The sequence below is a fragment of the Pseudomonas sp. FSL R10-1350 genome (assembly GCF_009600525.1).
Classification (GTDB): Bacteria; Pseudomonadota; Gammaproteobacteria; order Pseudomonadales; family Pseudomonadaceae; genus Aquipseudomonas; species Aquipseudomonas helleri.
The window spans coordinates 1-18,440 of sequence record NZ_WIVR01000045.1; the positions used below are offsets into that span (position 1 = coordinate 1).

17 protein-coding genes are annotated in these 18,440 nt (G+C 59.1%); 14 read left to right on the plus strand and 3 right to left on the minus strand.

Going from position 1 to position 18,440, the window contains the following annotated elements:
• From GHO25_RS18060 to GHO25_RS18100, 9 genes are all read left to right on the plus strand, one after another.
• A partial coding sequence (locus GHO25_RS18060; protein ID WP_153391609.1) for a hybrid sensor histidine kinase/response regulator occupies positions 1–1,795 on the plus strand: 1,795 nt, incomplete at its 5' end.
• Positions 1,792–2,802 (plus strand): chemotaxis response regulator protein-glutamate methylesterase, encoded by a 1,011-nt coding sequence (locus tag GHO25_RS18065; RefSeq protein WP_153391611.1) that lies wholly within the window; start codon positions 1,792–1,794, stop codon positions 2,800–2,802. The genes GHO25_RS18060 and GHO25_RS18065, both read left to right, overlap by 4 nt.
• Positions 2,803–2,854: 52 nt before the next feature.
• The gene (locus GHO25_RS18070) at positions 2,855–3,856 is read left to right on the plus strand and encodes a PleD family two-component system response regulator (protein ID WP_048368145.1); all 1,002 of its coding nucleotides are present in this window, start codon (positions 2,855–2,857) and stop codon (positions 3,854–3,856) included.
• A gap of 420 nt (positions 3,857–4,276) precedes the next feature.
• A protein-coding gene (gene prfB / locus GHO25_RS18075) for a peptide chain release factor 2 (RefSeq protein ID WP_123749704.1) occupies positions 4,277–5,372 on the plus strand; the annotation gives its coding sequence in 2 pieces (ribosomal slippage) (positions 4,277–4,348 and positions 4,350–5,372; 1,095 coding nt in all).
• 113 nt (positions 5,373–5,485) lie between these two features.
• The gene (gene lysS, locus GHO25_RS18080; RefSeq protein ID WP_048368143.1) at positions 5,486–6,988 is read left to right on the plus strand and encodes a lysine--tRNA ligase; all 1,503 of its coding nucleotides are present in this window, start codon (positions 5,486–5,488) and stop codon (positions 6,986–6,988) included.
• Positions 6,989–7,247: 259 nt separating this feature from the next.
• A complete protein-coding gene (locus tag GHO25_RS18085) occupies positions 7,248–7,796 on the plus strand; it encodes a hypothetical protein (protein ID WP_153391613.1) in 549 nt (182 codons plus the stop codon).
• A gap of 24 nt (positions 7,797–7,820) precedes the next feature.
• On the plus strand, positions 7,821–9,098 hold the full coding sequence (locus GHO25_RS18090) for a flavohemoglobin expression-modulating QEGLA motif protein (RefSeq protein WP_048368141.1): 1,278 nt from the start codon (positions 7,821–7,823) through the stop codon (positions 9,096–9,098).
• Positions 9,099–9,114: 16 nt separating this feature from the next.
• Positions 9,115–10,020, plus strand: coding sequence for an alpha/beta hydrolase (locus GHO25_RS18095; RefSeq protein WP_153391615.1), 906 nt, complete (start codon positions 9,115–9,117; stop codon positions 10,018–10,020).
• The gene (locus tag GHO25_RS18100; RefSeq protein WP_048385602.1) at positions 10,017–10,343 is read left to right on the plus strand and encodes a hypothetical protein; all 327 of its coding nucleotides are present in this window, start codon (positions 10,017–10,019) and stop codon (positions 10,341–10,343) included. The genes GHO25_RS18095 and GHO25_RS18100 overlap by 4 nt, the downstream gene beginning before the upstream one ends.
• Positions 10,344–10,543: 200 nt before the next feature.
• On the opposite strand, the gene GHO25_RS18105 is transcribed toward GHO25_RS18100, so the two are convergent.
• Complete coding sequence (locus GHO25_RS18105) at positions 10,544–11,323, minus strand: OmpA family protein (protein ID WP_153373652.1); 780 nt, start codon at positions 11,321–11,323, stop codon at positions 10,544–10,546.
• 65 nt (positions 11,324–11,388) lie between these two features.
• The gene (locus GHO25_RS18110; protein WP_048368136.1) at positions 11,389–11,802 is read right to left on the minus strand and encodes a DUF4398 domain-containing protein; all 414 of its coding nucleotides are present in this window, start codon (positions 11,800–11,802) and stop codon (positions 11,389–11,391) included.
• A gap of 269 nt (positions 11,803–12,071) precedes the next feature.
• Between GHO25_RS18110 and ppc the strand changes: the two genes are divergently transcribed.
• From ppc to GHO25_RS18135, 5 genes are all read left to right on the plus strand, one after another.
• A complete protein-coding gene (gene ppc / locus GHO25_RS18115; RefSeq protein ID WP_153391617.1) occupies positions 12,072–14,702 on the plus strand; it encodes a phosphoenolpyruvate carboxylase in 2,631 nt (876 codons plus the stop codon).
• Between the two features lie 286 nt (positions 14,703–14,988).
• Positions 14,989–15,636: an adenylate kinase gene (adk, locus tag GHO25_RS18120; RefSeq protein WP_048368134.1), complete on the plus strand. Its 648-nt coding sequence runs from the start codon at positions 14,989–14,991 to the stop codon at positions 15,634–15,636.
• 95 nt (positions 15,637–15,731) lie between these two features.
• A complete protein-coding gene (tsaB, locus tag GHO25_RS18125; protein WP_153326159.1) occupies positions 15,732–16,418 on the plus strand; it encodes a tRNA (adenosine(37)-N6)-threonylcarbamoyltransferase complex dimerization subunit type 1 TsaB in 687 nt (228 codons plus the stop codon).
• A 173-nt stretch (positions 16,419–16,591) separates the two neighbouring features.
• On the plus strand, positions 16,592–16,888 hold the full coding sequence (locus GHO25_RS18130; RefSeq protein WP_048368132.1) for a hypothetical protein: 297 nt from the start codon (positions 16,592–16,594) through the stop codon (positions 16,886–16,888).
• Positions 16,889–16,892: 4 nt separating this feature from the next.
• A complete protein-coding gene (locus GHO25_RS18135) occupies positions 16,893–17,762 on the plus strand; it encodes a DUF72 domain-containing protein (protein WP_153391619.1) in 870 nt (289 codons plus the stop codon).
• On the opposite strand, the gene GHO25_RS18140 is transcribed toward GHO25_RS18135, so the two are convergent.
• Positions 17,759–18,379: an energy transducer TonB gene (locus GHO25_RS18140; RefSeq protein ID WP_153326162.1), complete on the minus strand. Its 621-nt coding sequence runs from the start codon at positions 18,377–18,379 to the stop codon at positions 17,759–17,761. The two genes, GHO25_RS18135 and GHO25_RS18140, sit on opposite strands and share 4 nt — an antisense overlap.
• Positions 18,380–18,440: the final 61 nt, after the last annotated feature.

Sequence of the window (18,440 nt, forward strand, 5' to 3'; positions counted from 1 at the left end):
GCCGGCCCCCGAACCTGCGCGTCGGCCTCAGCGCCTGACAGAAAGCGGCGAACGGGTGTTGCGCGTCACCGCCGAGCGCCTCAACAGCCTGCTCGACCTGTCGAGTAAATCGCTGGTCGAAACCCAGCGTCTCAAGCCGTATCTGATGGCGCTGCATCGGCTTAAACGCATGCAGAGCACCAGCCTGCGGGCGCTGGATACCCTTAACGAGCAGCTCAAAGTGGTGGGCCTGACGCACGAGGTTGAAGAGGCCCTGAACGAGGCCCGGCGCGTGCTCTCCGAGTCGCAGCATTTGCTCAGCGAGCAGACCGCCGAACTCGACGAATTCGGCTGGCAGACCAGCCAGCGCGCGCAATTGCTCTATGACACCGCGCTGGCCTGTCGCATGCGCCCGTTCGCCGATGTGCTGGTGGGCCAGGAGCGCATGGTCCGTGATTTGGGTCGAGCGTTGGGCAAGCAGATTCGCCTGGAAATCGAAGGCGAGAAAACCCAGGTTGACCGCGATGTCCTCGAAAAACTCGAAGCGCCGCTCACCCACTTGCTGCGCAACGCCGTCGACCACGGGATTGAATCGCCCGAGCAACGCTTGCTGGCGGGCAAACAGCCGGAAGGCACGATCCGCTTGCGGGTGTCGCATCAGGCCGGGTTGCTGGCCGTCGAACTGAGCGACGATGGCGCCGGTGTCGACCTCGAACGCTTGCGTCGCAGCATCGTCGAGCGCCAGTTATCCACCGCCGATACGGTGGCGCAACTGAGCGAAGAAGAACTCCTGACCTTCCTCTTTCTGCCGGGGTTCAGCCTGCGCGATACGGTGACTGAAGTCTCCGGGCGCGGCGTCGGGCTGGATGCGGTGCAACACATGGTGCGCCTGTTGCGCGGTGCCATCGTGCTGGAGCAAACCGCAGGGCAGGGCAGCCGGTTCCTGCTGGAAGTGCCGCTAACCTTGTCGGTGGTGCGCAGCCTGGTGGTTGAAGTGGCCGACGAGGCCTACGCCTTCCCGCTGGCGCACATCGAGCGTATGCGCGACCTGTTGCCGGATGACATCGTGCAAGTCGAGGGGCGTCAGCACTTTTGGCACGAAGGCCGGCACGTTGGTCTGGTGGCCGCCAGCCAGTTGCTCCAGCGCCCGCCCAGCCAAAGCGATGACGAAACCCTCAAAGTGGTGGTCATCCGTGAGCGCGACGCCGTGTATGGCGTCGCGGTCGAGCGCTTTATCGGTGAGCGGACCCTGGTGGTTTTGCCGCTCGATCCGCGCTTGGGCAAGGTGCAGGACATCTCGGCCGGTGCGCTGCTGGACGATGGCTCGCCAGTGCTGATTGTCGATGTTGAAGATATGCTGCGTTCGGTCGATAAGTTGCTCAACACCGGGCGTCTGGAGCGTATTGATCGGCGCAATCGGCACACCGCAGAATTGACCCGCAAACGCATTCTGGTGGTAGACGACTCACTGACCGTACGTGAATTGCAGCGCAAATTGCTGATTAATCGGGGTTATGAAGTGGCCGTTGCGGTTGACGGCATGGACGGCTGGAACGCCCTGCGTGCCGAGCATTTCGATCTGTTGATTACCGACATCGACATGCCGCGCATGGATGGCATCGAGCTGGTCACCCTGTTGCGCCGTGACAACCGCCTGCAATCCATGCCGGTTATGGTCGTGTCCTATAAAGACCGCGAAGAAGACCGACGACGTGGCCTGGATGCGGGAGCCGACTATTATCTAGCCAAAGCCAGCTTCCATGACGACGCCTTGCTTGATGCCGTGGTTGAACTCATCGGGGGAGCCCAAACATGAAAATCGCCATCGTCAACGACATGCCTTTGGCGGTTGAAGCATTGCGTCGGGCGTTGGCCTTTGAGCCGAGCCATGAGGTGGTCTGGGTCGCTCGCAATGGTGCCGAAGCGGTGCAAAAGTGTGCTGAGTTCACCCCGGACCTGATTTTGATGGACCTGATCATGCCGGTCATGGACGGGGTGCAGGCGACGCGACGGATCATGGCTGAAACGCCCTGTGCCATCGTGATTGTGACCGTTGACCGGGAGCAGAACGTACACCGCGTGTTTGAGGCCATGGGCTTTGGTGCGCTGGATGTGGTGGACACACCCGCGTTGGGTGCAGGCAACGCCAAAGAAGCGGCAGCGCCGTTATTGCGCAAGATCCTCAACGTGGGCTGGTTGATGGGGCAGAGTGACAAGCGGGTGCGCCCGGTGTCGGCGCAGCCGCGGGCATTGGGCTTGCAGGGCGGGCTGGTGGTGATTGGCTCGTCTGCGGGCGGCCCGGCGGCGCTGGAAAGTTTGCTCAAGGGGCTACCGCGAGATTTCCAGGTGCCTATCGTCCTGGTGCAACACGTAGACCAAGTGTTTGCGGCGGGCATGGCGGAGTGGTTGAGCGGCTCGTGCGGGCTGGACGTACGTTTGGCCCGGGAAGGCGAAGTGCCACAGCCGGGGACGGTATTGCTGGCGGGCACTAACCACCACATACGGTTGTTGAAAAACGGTACCTTGGCCTACACGGCAGAACCGGTAAACGAGATCTACCGCCCCTCGATTGATGTGTTTTTTGAAAGTGTTGCAAGGTACTGGAAGGGAGATGCCGTGGGGGTGTTATTAACCGGCATGGGACGCGATGGGGCTCAGGGGCTTAAACTCATGCGCCAACAAGGCTTCCTCACCATTGCGCAAGACCAACACAGCAGTTCGGTGTACGGCATGCCTAAAGCAGCTGCGGCCATTGATGCCGCGGTTGAGATCCGTCCTTTGGACAAGATTGCGCCACGTTTGCTGGAGATATTTGCCAAATGATCGACAAAATCCCGCAGGACTGGCTTGAAGGCAGTAATTCAGGTGAACGCGCATGAGCGATTTACAGTTGGACGACGTTAAAACAGACGAAAACGCCGCCATGGTGCTGCTGGTAGACGATCAGGCGATGATCGGCGAAGCCGTGCGCCGGGGTTTGGCGCTAGAGCAGAACATTGATTTCCACTTCTGTGCAGACCCGCATCAGGCGATTGCGCAAGCCATCCGCATCAAACCGACCGTGATTTTGCAGGACCTTGTCATGCCGGGGCTGGACGGTCTGACCCTGGTGCGTGAATACCGCAATCACCCGGCGACCCAGAATATCCCGATCATCGTGCTGTCCACCAAAGAAGACCCGCTGATCAAAAGCGCGGCGTTTTCGGCGGGGGCCAATGATTACCTGGTCAAATTGCCCGATAACATCGAGCTGGTGGCGCGCATTCGCTATCACTCGCGCTCCTACATGACCCTGTTGCAGCGTGACGCGGCCTACCGTGCGCTGCGTGTGAGTCAGCAGCAACTGCTCGACACCAACCTGGTGCTGCAACGGTTGATGAACTCGGACGGCCTGACCGGGCTGTCGAACCGTCGGCACTTTGACGAATACCTCGAGCTGGAGTGGCGCCGCGCCTTGCGGGAGCAGACCCAGCTGTCGTTGTTGATGATCGACGTTGACTACTTCAAGTCCTTCAACGACACCTTCGGCCATCTGGACGGCGACGAAGCGCTGCGCAAAGTGGCCGCGACCATTCGTGATGCTAGCAGTCGCCCGTCTGACCTGCCGGCGCGTTACGGCGGTGAAGAATTCGCCATCGTCTTGCCCAACACCTCCCAGGGCGGAGCACGACTGGTGGCAGAGAAACTGCGCCAGGCCGTAGAAGCCCTGAAAATCCCGCACATCCAGCCCAGCGAAGGCCGCAGCCTGACCATCAGCATTGGCCTGGCGACCCTCACCCCGCAACAAAACGGCAGCTCACGCCAATTGATCTCCGCGGCGGACAAAGGCCTGTACCTGGCCAAGCACAACGGACGTAACCAGGTCGGGATCGAGTAACCCATCCCACCTTGTCTCGCGAACTTTTGATCTTTAAAGGCAAAAGATCGCGAGACAAGCTCGCTCCTACAGGGTAGGTTTTGCTTACATGAGGGGGGTTGTTACTCAGCGTTGTCCAGCAATGAATCCACCACCGCACGGGCCATTTCGACCGAGTGCACCATCTGCTAGGCGCATAACAGCAACTAGGAAGTGCCCTGCATTGGGAAGAGGAAATTGCTGACGGAATGCGTCAAAAAGCCATCCCAAAACTCTGTAGGAGCGAGCTTGCCTCGCGATCTTTTGATATTTAAAGGCAAAAAATCGCAGCCTTCGGCAGCTCCTACAAAGTGAACTGCCCCCGCCAGGCGGGCTGCTGCCAACCCATGTTTGCGGTATACTCCCCGGCTTTGTAAAAATCGCCTACGAGTGCCGCCAGCCATGGAAATCAACCCGATCCTTAACAGCATCAAGGACCTGTCAGAGCGCTCCGAAACTATTCGGGGGTATCTTTGACTACGATCAAAAGCATGAGCGTCTGATCGAAGTCAATCGCGAGCTTGAAGATCCTAGTGTCTGGAACAACCCGACGTACGCCCAGGAGTTAGGCCGCGAACGCGCCCAACTGGCTCAGATCGTCGAAACCCTGGATGAGATGCACACAGGTCTGGCCGACGCCAAAGACCTGCTGTTGATGTCTGCCGAAGAAGAAGACCAGGCCGCTGTCGATGACGTTGCCGCTGAAGTCGAGCGTCTGCGCGAAGCCCTTGAAAAACTCGAATTCCGCCGCATGTTCAGCGGTGAGATGGACGCCAATAACGCTTACCTGGACATTCAGGCAGGCTCCGGTGGTACCGAAGCGCAAGACTGGGCCAATATCCTGTTGCGGATGTATCTGCGTTGGGCCGACAAGCGCGGCTTCGATGCCACCATCATGGAACTGTCTGCCGGTGAAGTCGCCGGGATCAAAGGCGCAACCGTGCATATCAAGGGTGAATACGCCTTTGGCTGGCTGCGTACCGAGATTGGCGTCCATCGTCTGGTGCGTAAAAGCCCTTACGACTCGGGCAACCGTCGTCACACCTCGTTCTCGGCTGTTTTCGTTTCGCCGGAAATCGACGACAACATCGAAATCGACATCAACCCGTCTGACCTGCGGATCGATACCTATCGTTCCTCCGGTGCGGGTGGTCAGCACGTAAACACCACCGACTCGGCCGTGCGGATTACCCACGTACCGACCAACACCGTGGTGAGCTGCCAGAACGAACGTTCCCAGCATGCGAACAAAGACACCGCCATGAAAATGTTGCGGGCCCGTCTTTATGAGCAAGAAATGCAGAAGCGCAGCGCGGCGTCCCAAGCCCTGGAAGACACCAAGAGTGACATCGGCTGGGGCCACCAGATCCGCTCGTACGTACTCGACGCTTCGCGTATCAAGGATTTGCGTACCAACATCGAGCGCAGCGATTGCGACAAAGTGCTCGACGGCGATATCGACGAATACCTGGTAGCCAGCCTGAAACAAGGGCTGTAAGTCGCGCAATAACCGTAAGTGCGCAGCCAATGCGATGCCTCAAGGCGCGCTAAAGGCCCGCCAACCCCTGCCGCAGGGCAGGGGCAACGAACCTGTGATGGAATTTTTAAGACATGAGCGACCAACAACTCGACCCCCAAGACCTGCAACAGGAAGAAAACGCCCTGATCGCCCTGCGCAAGGAAAAACTTGCAGCCGAGCGCGCTAAAGGCAACGCCTTCCCGAATGATTTTCGTCGTGAAAACTACTGCGCTGATTTGCAGAAGCAGTACGCCGACAAGACCAAGGAAGAGCTGGCTGAAGCAGCTATTCCGGTCAAGGTTGCGGGTCGCATCATGCTTAACCGTGGCGCGTTCATGGTGATCCAGGACATGACCGGTCGCATCCAGGTCTACGTCAACCGTAAAACCCTGCCAGAAGAAACCCTGGCCGCCGTGAAAACCTGGGACCTGGGCGACATCATCGCCGCTGAAGGTACCCTGGCCCGTTCCGGCAAAGGCGACCTGTACGTTGAAATGACCAACGTGCGTCTGCTGACCAAATCCCTGCGCCCGCTGCCAGACAAGCACCACGGTCTGACTGACACCGAGCAGCGCTATCGCCAGCGTTACGTTGACCTGATCGTTAACGAAGACGTGCGCCACACCTTCCGTGTGCGTTCGCAAGTGATCGCGCACATCCGCAGCTTCCTGATGGCGCGTGACTTCCTTGAAGTTGAAACGCCGATGCTGCAAACCATTCCGGGCGGCGCGGCAGCCAAGCCTTTCGAAACTCACCACAACGCGCTGGACATGGAAATGTTCCTGCGTATCGCGCCTGAGCTGTACCTCAAGCGTCTGGTGGTGGGCGGCTTCGAAAAAGTGTTCGAGATCAACCGTAACTTCCGTAACGAAGGCGTGTCGACCCGTCACAACCCAGAATTCACCATGCTTGAGTTCTACCAGGCGTACGCCGACTACGAAGACAACATGGACCTCACCGAAGAGCTGTTCCGTGAACTGGCACAGCTGGTGCTGGGCAGCACCGACGTGCCTTACGGCGACAAGGTGTTCCACTTCGGCGAGCCGTTTGTGCGTCTGTCGGTCTTCGACTCGATCCTCAAGTACAACCCTGAGCTGACCGCTGCAGACCTGAACGACATCGACAAGGCGCGTGAAATCGCCAAGAAAGCCGGTGCCAAGGTGCTGGGCTTCGAAGGTCTGGGCAAGCTGCAAGTGATGATTTTCGAAGAGCTGGTCGAGCACAAGCTGGAACAGCCGCACTTCATCACCCAGTACCCGTTTGAAGTGTCGCCGCTGGCCCGTCGTAACGACGACAACCCGAACGTGACCGACCGCTTTGAGCTGTTTATCGGTGGTCGTGAAATCGCCAACGCCTACTCCGAGTTGAACGACGCGGAAGACCAAGCCGAGCGTTTCATGGCGCAGGTGGCGGACAAAGACGCCGGTGACGACGAAGCCATGCACTACGACGCCGACTTCGTGCGTGCACTGGAATACGGCATGCCGCCAACGGCGGGTGAAGGTATCGGTATCGACCGTCTGGTGATGCTGTTGACCAACTCCCCGTCGATTCGCGACGTGATCCTGTTCCCGCACATGCGCCCACAAGCGTAACGATGCTGAATAAAAAACCGCCGATTCAAGGCGGTTTTTTATTGCCTGCAGAACGCTGAGCTGGATCTTTGTGTGGGAGCGGGCTTGCTCGCGATGGCATCAACGCCTTGTGGCAGGTAGACCAGGGCGCTTGCATCGCGAGCAAGCCCGCTCCCACAGTCAGTGATAAGGCATACCAACGGTTGACGGCGATTGTCAGTCGGATGGAATATCAGGCCCTACTCAATGAGCCCTGGCCGCTCTATAGAAGGATGCAGGCATGAAAGTGTGGCGCGTATTGCTGGTGGCATTGTCATTTTTGATGTTGAGCGGGTGCCTGGTGACGTTTAAAGACGCACCGATCGCGGCCCAGCCAGCGCCAAAACAACTGCTCGGAAAATGGACCAGCAAGGATGCCTGGGGCGAGGCGCGCAACCTGAATATCCGCGCCGTCGACAAGACGCGCTACGAAGCTGTGGTGTACCCCAAGGGTGAACCCAAGGCGCGTGATCGTTACACCTTTATCGTTGCCCGCCACGGCAGCCGCTGGTACGCCTCGGCCAATTTGCCCGCCAAGCTGGGCGGTGGCTACACCCTCAATGGTTTTGAGGTGAACGACAACGGCGAGTTGGTGGTGTACGACCTGGACCTTGACCAGATCAAGCAGGCGATAGGCCAGTCGGCCTTGAACGGTGAGCCGGTCGAAACGTCTGAAGGCTCAGGCGTACAGATCCAGAGCCCATCAGCTACAGTTTTTGCATACCTCGATGATCCTGCCAATTCGGACGTCTTTGTCGAAGTGGCCCGCTATCAGCGTGCGATCAAGTAACCGTATTTAATCAAGGAGCCGCGGGTGGACGATTACCAGCGCACCATACGCACATTGTCAGACCGCATTGTGCTGGCCCAGGCGCCGATCCGCGTGCTGGATGCGGTGAAGTGGGATGACAGCATCCGCCAGGGTTTTTTAAAGGCCAAAGGCAAAGAGATGCCAGCGGTCAGCCGTGACTATTACTTGTCCCGGCCGCTGTCTTTTGACTCCAGTGCGGTCAAGTCAGAGTTCCAGCACATTGAGCGTGACATCACCCGGCAACTGGGGCAGTTCAACCCGGTCGGGCAGATCATGCGGCGCATGTGCAAAGAGTACCGTATGGTGGTGCGCATGCTCGAAGCACGCGGCACTGAAGATTTCGGGCTGATTTCCCAAGAGTTGTACGGCGCTGCTTCCGACGCGTTCCATGCCGGTGATCCGACGCTGGCCGATCTGGGCCTGATGATGTCCGATTACCTGGACAACATCGACGGGCGTGGCGACCTCAAGGACGAAGCCAAAAACCTGACCGCCAAAGATGCGGTCAACCTGCTGCAAAGTCGGCTCAACAAGGTCTTTGGCGAGTGCGAAGAAACCATCCGGGTGTTTGAGTCGGACGGTATCGTTGCGGACGCAGCGGCCGGCGCCGACTACATCAAGATCCGCAGCGATGCGATGTTCAACGAGCGCGACGTACGCGCCCTCGAAGTGCACGAAGGGTTGGTGCACGTGGGCACCACGCTCAATGGCCAGAACCAGCCGATTTGCACCTTCCTGTCCAAAGGCCCGCCCTCATCGACCGTGACCCAGGAAGGGCTGGCGATTTTGATGGAAGTCATCACCTTTGCCTCCTACCCGAGCCGGCTGCGCAAACTGACCAACCGCACCCGCGCCATTCACATGGTGGAAGAGGGCGCGGACTTTATGCAGGTGTATCAGTTCTTCCGTGATCAGGGGTTCGAGATGCCAGAAAGCTACGGCAACGCGAGTCGGGTTTTCCGTGGCTCGGTGCCAAATGGACTGCCATTCACCAAAGACTTGTCCTACCTCAAAGGCTTCATCATGGTTTACAACTACATTCAGTTGGCCGTGCGTAAGGGCAAGCTCGAACAAGTGCCGCTGCTGTTCTGTGGCAAGACCACGCTGGAAGACATGCGCACCTTGCGCCAGTTGGTCGATGAAGGATTAGTGGTTGCGCCTAAATACCTGCCGGACCAGTTCCGCGACATGAACGCCTTGTCGGCATGGATGTGCTTCTCCAACTTCCTCAACCACTTGAGCCTGGACCGGATCGAAGCCGACTACTCCAATATTTTGTGACAAGGCGGTCCATTCAATGAAAACCCTGGCTGCACTCTGCCTGCTGCTCGCCCTCAGCGGATGCAGCTCATTGTTGTTTTACCCCGAACCTGGTCAGCCGATTACCCCGACGGCGGCGGGCCTTGCCTACAAAGACGTCAACCTCACTGCCGCCGATGGCACGCAACTGCATGGTTGGTGGCTGCCGGCCAAGCCCGGCGTGCCGCTCAAGGGCACCGTGCTGCACCTGCATGGCAATGGCGGCAATCTGGCGTACCACCTGGGCGCGGTGGCCTGGTTGCCCGAGCAGGGCTATCAAGTGCTGATGCTCGATTATCGCGGTTATGGCCTGTCGCAGGGCAAACCGGGCTTGCCAGCGGTGTATCAGGACATCGACGCCGCCTTTGACTGGTTAGAGCAACAATCGGCCGTGCAGGGGCAGCCGCTGATTGTGCTGGGGCAAAGCCTGGGCGGGGCCATGGGCGTTCATTACCTGAGCCAGCACCCGCAGCAGCGCACCCGTCTCAAGGCTGTGGTGCTTGATGGTGTACCGGCCAGTTACCGCGAAGTGGGGCAATTTGCCCTGAGCACGTCCTGGCTGACCTGGCCCTTGCAAGTGCCGCTGTCGTGGTTGGTGCCTGACGCAGACAGTGCGGTGTACGCCATGCCGGACATGAAAGACGTGCCTGTGTTGATTTTTCACAGCATGGACGACCCGATCGTCCCGCTGTCCAACGGCATCCGCCTGTACCAGGCCGCGCCGCCGCCCAAGGTGTTGCAACTGACCCGGGGCGGTCACGTGCAAACGTTTGGTGACCCGACCTGGCGCCAAGTGATGCTGCGTTATCTTGAAGACCCGAAATATTTCAACGGTGTGCGGCGACTGGGGGAGATCCCCAATTACCCGCCCACTAAAGCTCCCGAAACAGAGACCCCGCAATGAGTGAAGAGCGTAACGCCATCCCCCTGATCCTCACTGGCATCGGCACCATCATCGGTACGGTGGGCTGCCTGTGGTACTACGGTTACCTGCACTTCGCCAAGCCTGAGGATGCGTTGCTGCTCAACGACTTCACCATGCTCAAGACCTTGCCGGGCGAGGACTACAAAGTCTCCCTGACCCCGGCCAATCAAGTGGCGCAGTGTATTGACGGGATTGTGGTGCTGTTTGATACCGAACAAAAAGGCCTGACCGGGGTGTTGGTCAACAACAAAAAACAGGCCGTGCATTGCATGGGGCAAGAAACGCCGAAGCTGCAACCTTAAGAGCAAAAGCGCTCTCACCACGGCTCTCCCGATTGCGGGCTGCTGCAGATTTTTGGCGATCTGTGAGCCTGACGCTGAATGTGAGAACACGTCGGTAGAGCTCCCTCTCCCCCGGGAGAGGGCTGGGGTGAGGGAAAAGCCATACAACAAAAAGCCCCGCCTGATCACTCAGGCGGGGCTTTCATTTAACGCTTATCGATTTACTGGATCGAAGAGCGTGGCGCAACCGGCTGGTTGTCGTTGGAGATGGTCACTTCAACGCGGCGGTTTTGAGCGCGGCCCGAGTTGCTGCTGTTGTCAGCAACCGGGTATTCCTTGCCATAGCCCTGGGCAACGATACGCGATGGGTCTACACCGGCACGTACCAGTGCCGCTTTAACCGCATTGGCGCGACGCTCGGACAGGTTCTGGTTGTAAGAGGCGCTGCCTTTACTGTCGGTGTAACCCTCAACAATGACCTTGCGATCCGGGTTCTGGATCAGGTAGTTGGACAGGGTCGCGATGCTTTCGCGGCTGTTAGGCTTGAGGTTGGCCTGGTCGAAGTCAAACAGTACATCACCGAAGGTCACCAGGGTGCCGCGATCCGTTTGCTTGGCGTTCAGGCTTTGCAGCTTTTTGATTTGCGCGTCACGGGCGTCCAGCAGGGCTTGGGCACGATCGGAACCGGCGTTTTTCAGCTGATTTTCAGCGGTACGCAGGGCGATGGTTTGCTTGGCCAGTTCAACACGCTGGTTGGTCAGATAAGCCAGTTGGTCAACCTTGGACTCTTTTTCTTTGTCCAGGTAGGCCTTTTCAGCCTTGTCCAGCCACTCGCCAGCGTCTTTGGTTTCAAGCGCTGCAACCTTGGTCGCTTCCGGGTTGGTTTGCAGGGCCGAGTAGTTGCTCTTGGCGTTTTCCAGGTTAACGTTCGGCTGGTGCGAGCACGCGGCCAAACCAACGCTCAGGGCCAGCAGGGCAGGGATCATTACTGTATTGCGCATAATAGTTGTCCTTTCTATCTATTAGGAATGCTGTATCGCCAGTTGCGATCAAAGAGGGGCGGCTGTTATTGCAGGCCGCGCATGCCTTCCTGACGCAGTTGCTGGACGGCTTTCTGAGCATCCTGAACGGCCTTCTCGGCTTTGGCGGCCTGGGCTTTACGTTCTGCTACGCGAGCGTCCCATTCAGCTTGTTCGGACAGGCGACGGGCTTCGTCATATTTTTTGTCGTGCATGGCCAGCTCAGCTTGTTTGAGCTTGTCTTGTGCCGACTTCATTTCCACTGGAGCGTATTCGGTACCGCCAGCGCTGACGGCGTTGTTCACGGCCGACTGCGTCACAGCGTATTGCTCGGTTGGCGGGTTACCAGCGCAACCGGCTAAAACGAAGCTGGCACCGATCGCCAATGCAGCCAGTTTCAGCCCGCGCAGGCGAGGAGAGGTGGTTTTGACAGTGCGGGTCATCATGGTCTTCAACTCCATTAGGAAACTCCTTAAAAACATCATCTCCATCACAACTGTCGGGTGACCTGGAGCAGTTGGACGCAGGTTCCTGCAGTGATGGTTAAAAGCTGTGACCTGAACGAAATTTGAATAGTTCAAAAAAAAAGATGGCAGTTTGCCTAAAATTTTTCTGACTGATGGGTCATAGACTAATTAGCTGTTTAGCGCGCGCACGGCTTGCCAGCGACGCCCATTGCGACGCACTCTTGGGGCACGAACTCGCCCAGAATCTGCTGGAGAAATGGCTGATGACCGATATTGATGCACGCTTGCGCGATGATGTTCACCTGCTGGGTGAGCTGTTGGGTAATACGATTCGTGACCAATACGGAGACGCGTTTCTCGCCAAGATCGAACGCATCCGCCAGGGTGCCAAAGACGACCGGCACGGCACTCCGGGCGAAGAATTGAGCGCCATTCTCGATGCGCTCAGCGATAACGAAGTGTTGCCGGTCGCGCGGGCGTTCAACCAGTTTTTGAACCTGGCTAATATCGCCGAGCAATACCAGTTGATTCACCGGCGTGGCGATGACCAGCCGCAACCGTTTGAGTCGCAGGTGCTGCCCACGTTGTTGAACCGCTTGCTGGCCGAAGGGCATGACGCGAACTCGCTGGCGCAACAACTCAGCAGCCTTGAGATTGAGCTGGTGCTCACGGCCCACCCGACCGAAGTCACGCGCCGCACCTTGATCCAAAAATACGACGCGATTGCCGAGCAACTGGCGGCTCAAGATCACCGGGATCTGACCCTGGCCGAGAAGTCGCGAATCGAAGAGCGCTTGCAGCGCTTGATCGCCGAAGCCTGGCACACCGAAGAAATCCGCCGTACCCGCCCTACGCCCGTGGATGAGGCCAAGTGGGGTTTTGCCGTTATTGAGCACTCGTTGTGGCAGGCGCTGCCCAACATGCTGCGCACCGCCGACGCGGCGTTGCACGAGGCCACCGGGCTGCATTTACCGCTGGATTCAGCGCCCATTCGCTTTGCTTCGTGGATGGGCGGCGACCGTGATGGCAACCCCAACGTGACCGCCACGGTCACCCGCGAAGTGCTCTTGCTGGCGCGCTGGATGGCCGCCGATTTGTACCTGCGTGACATCGATAAACTCGCCGCCGACCTGTCCATGCAGCAGGCCACCGATGAATTGCTCGCGGTGGCGGGGGAGAGTGCCGAACCGTACCGCGCGGTGCTCAAACAATTGCGTGAACGCTTGCGCATCACCCGGGCCTGGGCGCAGAGCGCCTTGCACAGCGCACAACCTGCGCCAGAAGGTGTGTTGAGCGACAACCAGGACCTGCTGGCACCCTTGAAGCTGTGTTACACGTCGCTGCACGCCTGTGGCATGGGCGTGATTGCTGACGGGCCGCTGCTCGATTGCCTGCGTCGGGCGGTGACGTTTGGTCTGTTCCTGGTGCGCCTGGATGTGCGTCAGGACGCGGCCCGGCACACCTCGGCCATGACTGAAATTACCGATTACCTGGGCCTTGGCCGCTATGAAGACTGGGATGAAGACGCGCGTCTGATCTTCCTGATGCGCGAATTGAATAACCGGCGCCCGCTGTTGCCGGGTTACTTCAAACCCGCCGCCGAGACGGCCGAAGTGCTGGCCACATGCCGTGAGGTGGCAGCTGCGCCGGGGGCTTCGCTGGGCTCATACGTGATCTCCATGGCGGGTGCGGCTTCTGACGTGCTGGCGGTGCAACTGCTGCTCAAAGAGGCCGGGCTTGAGCGTCCGATGCGCGTGGTGCCACTGTTTGAAACCCTGGCCGACCTGGACAATGCCGGGCCGGTGATTGAGCGTCTATTGCTGTTGCCGGGCTACCGCGCACGCCTGCAGGGGCCGCAGGAAGTGATGATCGGCTACTCCGACTCGGCCAAGGATGCTGGCACCACGGCAGCGGCGTGGGCGCAGTACCGGGCGCAAGAAAATCTGGTGAATATTTGCCGCGAGCAACACGTCGACCTGCTGCTGTTTCATGGCCGTGGCGGTACCGTGGGGCGTGGCGGCGGCCCGGCGCATGCGGCGATTCTGTCGCAACCGCCGGGGTCGGTGGCGGGGCGTTTCCGTACCACCGAACAGGGCGAGATGATCCGCTTTAAATTTGGCCTGCCTGACATCGCCGAGCAAAACCTCAACCTGTACCTGTCGGCGGTACTCGAAGCCACATTACTCCCACCGCCGCTGCCTGAGCCGGGGTGGCGAGTGCTGATGGACGAACTGGCCGACGATGGGGTCAAGGCCTACCGCTCGGTGGTGCGCGACAACCCGCAATTTGTCGAGTATTTCCGCCAGTCCACCCCGGAACAGGAATTGGGCCGCTTGCCCTTGGGCAGTCGCCCGGCCAAGCGCCGTGCAGGCGGGATTGAAAGCTTGCGCGCCATTCCGTGGATTTTCGGCTGGACCCAAACCCGCCTGATGCTGCCCGCTTGGCTCGGCTGGGAAACCGCGCTCAGCCAGGCGCTGGCGCGCGGTGAAGGAGAGCAATTGGCGCAAATGCGCGAGCAGTGGCCGTTCTTCCGCACCCGCATCGACATGCTGGAAATGGTCCTGGCCAAAGCGGATGCCGACATCGCCCGGCTCTATGACGAACGTCTGGTGGCCCCTGAATTGCTGCCTTTGGGTGCTCACTTACGCGACTTATTGTCGCAGGCGTGCGAGGTGGTGCTGGGTTTGACCGGGCAGTCTCAACTGATGGCGCACAGCCCGGACACGCTGGAGTTCATCCGCTTGCGCAACACCTACCTTGACCCGCTGCACTTGTTGCAGGCTGAGCTGCTGGCGCGTTCGCGACGCCAGCAAACCGATCAGGACAGCCCTCTGGAACAAGCGCTGCTGGTGACTGTGGCGGGGATCGCGGCGGGTTTGCGCAACACCGGCTAAGCTCGTTCGCTAGTCAAAAGTCGCGCCGTGGTGCCAAACATCGGGGCTTTTCATGGCCTGATCCGGCCCCGGCGCGACACTTTTTGCCAGGGTTACGACCTGTGACACCCGGTCGCAAGGGCTGCTTTAGCAGTGATTATTCCTACTTTGGCCCGCTTGTGTGGTCCGGAACGGCTGTGTATCTTGGTCAGCCCTTTGGCCTGTTTTGCGGCCATTACCCGATTTTGAGATTGGCCCCAAGAGGCGAGTCTGTTGTCATTTAAATAAAAAATTGAGGAGCACATCGATGCGCGTAATTCTGCTGGGAGCTCCCGGGGCCGGTAAAGGTACTCAGGCGAAGTTCATCACTGAAAAATTTGGCATCCCGCAAATCTCCACCGGCGATATGTTGCGTGCTGCGGTCAAGGCTGGCACCGAGCTGGGCCAGAAAGCTAAAAGCATCATGGACAGCGGCGGTCTGGTTTCTGACGATCTGATCATCAACCTGGTCAAAGAGCGCATTGCTCAGCCAGATTGCGTCAACGGTTTCCTGTTTGACGGTTTCCCGCGCACCATCCCTCAAGCTCAAGCACTGGTCGACAACGGTGTAGAGCTGGATCACGTGGTTGAAATCGCCGTAGAAGACGAAGAAATCGTTCAGCGCATCGCCGGTCGTCGCGTTCACGAAGCGTCGGGCCGCGTTTACCATATCGCGCATAACCCGCCAAAGGTTGAAGGTAAAGACGACGTGACCGGTGAAGACCTGGTTCAGCGTAAAGACGACACCGAAGAAACCGTTCGTCACCGCCTGTCGGTTTACCATTCGCAAACCAAGCCGCTGGTGGATTTCTACCAGAAGCTTGAGTCTGCCCAAGGCAAACCCAAGTACAGCCACATCGCCGGTGTTGGCTCGGTAGAATCGATCACCGCCAAGGTGCTTGCAGCCCTGAGCTGATAAGTCGATTTTGCTTGGTGACAACAGCCCGCTTGCGGGCTGTTGTTGTTTATACTGCTGCACTTTTTTCAATTTTGATTCTGACGGGAACACCGATGAGCACCTTGCTGGCCCTGGATACCGCGACTGAAGCTTGCTCTGTTGCCTTGCTGCACGATGGCAAGGTCACAAGCCACTACGAGGTGATCCCGCGCCTGCATGCGCAAAAGCTGTTGCCGATGATTAAAGATCTGCTGGCCCAGGCTGGCGTTGAGCTGTCGGCGGTCGAGGCGATTGCCTTTGGTCGCGGGCCGGGTGCGTTTACCGGTGTGCGCATCGCCATCGGCGTGGTGCAAGGCCTGGCCTTTGCCCTGGAGCGCCCGGTATTGCCTATCTCCAACCTGGCAGCATTGGCCCAGCGTGCCTATCGCGAGCACGGCGCGACCCAGGTGGCATCGGCCATTGATGCGCGCATGGACGAAGTGTATTGGGGTTGCTACCGCGAGCAGGCCGGTGAAATGCGCCTGCAAGGCGTCGAAGCGGTGTTGCCACCTGAAGCCGCTGCGTTGCCGGACGGCGCCAGCGGTGACTGGTTTGGTGCAGGCACCGGCTGGGGCTATGCCGAGCGCTTGAACGTCAAACCAACGGCGCTGGACGCTGGCATGTTGCCTCACGCTGAAGACTTGCTGACCCTGGCGCGTTTTGCCTGGGCGCGCGGCGAAGCCATCCGCGCTGACGATGCGCAGCCGGTGTACCTGCGCGACAAAGTAGCGGCAACCCGGGCGGAGCGTGGCCTTATCTAAGCCCATCTTTTGTGGGATCGGGTTGTGGGAGCGGGCTTGCTCGCGATTGAATCGGCAAGGTGTTACAGGCATACCGCGTTGCCTGCATCGCGAGCAAGCCCGCTCCCACAGGACTATTTGCTTAGTCGGACCAACGCCGCTAAATTGCCAATACCGCTATCGAGCTTGCACTTATGCGTATTGACGGCTTTTCCTCCCAGTCTTACCCCATCAAGCGCAAGCCGCGTAAAGGCAAGGTGCAGGTTGATGAGTCGGTAGAAGACAGCCCGGCTGAACTTGAAAACCTGCCGCAAGTCACTCGCCAGGCCTCGTCGGGTGAGCGCATCAGCCAACTGCCGGTGCGTTCCCAGGACATGATTTTCCAGCGCGGGATGAGCAAAAACGCCGCCAGCGCCCTCGCCAGTTACCTGACCACCCAAGGCTTTGTTGATTGGGAAATAGAAGTGATGGGTCTGGACCTGTACATTTGACGGCATGACTGATGCCCAACTGCCTTATTACCTCGGCTGCCCGTCCTGGAGTGAAAACGCCTGGCGTGAAGGCTTGTACCCCCAAAATGCCCAACCCACCGAGTTTTTGAGCCTGTACGCGCAGGTGTTCAATACCGTTGAAGGCAACACCACGTTCTATGCCAGCCCCAAGCCCGCCACAGTGGCGCGTTGGGCAAGCAGCATGCCCGAACATTTTCGCTTTACGGCCAAGTTCTCCCGAGAGATCAGCCACGGTGGCGATTTACGCGAGCAAGGGCAGGGAATCGAAAGCTTCCTGCAACTGTTAAAGCCCTTGGGGCCGCGCGTGGCGCCGTTCTGGCTGCAACTGCCCGCAAGCTTCGGGCCGCAGCGTCTGGCCGAGCTGGTGAGCTTTATCGACGAGATGCAGCGGCCATTGGCCGTTGAGGTGCGTCACCCGGAGTTTTTTGCCAAGGGCGATGCCGAGCGCTTGCTCAATCGGTTGTTGATGGAGCGCGGGGTCGAGCGTATTTGCCTGGACTCGCGGGCACTGTTCAGTTGCGACTCCAGCGACCCGGCGGTGCTGCATGCCCAGTCGAAAAAGCCCAAAGTGCCGCCGCGCCCGGCAGCGTTTACTCAATGCCCGCAAGTGCGCTTTATCGGGCGCCCGGAGCTGCAGGCCAATGACCCTTACTTGAAACCCTGGGTGGAGAAAGTCGCTGGCTGGATCGAAGAAGGCCGCAAGCCTTATGTCTTTTTGCACACCCCGGACAACCACCGGGCACCGGAGCTGGCGCGGCGTTTTCATCAGCAATTGTCTGAGCGCTTGCCGGGGCTGCCCGCACTGGCCCACTTGCACACGCCACAAACCACCGAGCAACTGGGGCTGCTTTAAGCCGCCAGGCGCAGGTTGTTGACGATCAACGGGCGCGTCCAGGCGAGGTCAAAGTCCATCGCGTGCTGCTGTTCACTCAAGGTGGCCGCGTCGAATGGCTCGGCGGGTTTGTCCAGCAGGTCCATTTCAAATTCGGCAATGGGTAAGTGCAAAGGCCGAGGCTCAGGCGCCGGGCCCGGCTCGGGCAACGGCTGACCTTGGGCCATGACCAATGGGCGAACCCAGGCTTCGTTGAACGCCTGCTGGTGCTGTTGTTCGGCGATGACATCCGGCGGGAAGGGCAGCGCGGTGGGCGGCAGCAAATCCAGCTCAAATTCAGCGATTGGCAAGAACAATGCTTCGGGCGGTTTGATCTCGGTGTCCTGCACGTTGCAATGGCGCTGGGTCACGATGGCGCTCAGGACATCATTGCCGCCGCTGGGCTCGGCATTTTCGTCCGCCGCCGCGAGGGGCAATTCGATGGCCGGGAATTCATCCGTCGCCGACTGCTCTGCCATGGCCTGGGCATAGAAGTCCTTCCACAGGTGATTGACGCTGCCTGTGACTTGCGAATTGTGTCGGCCAAAGTCGCCAATGGGGGCGATAAAGCCGATGGATGCGGAATGAATGTCTGACATAGCTCTCGGTCGACGCCCAGCTCTGGCAAAATGCCGGATATTTCATTTATCGGCAGCGTTT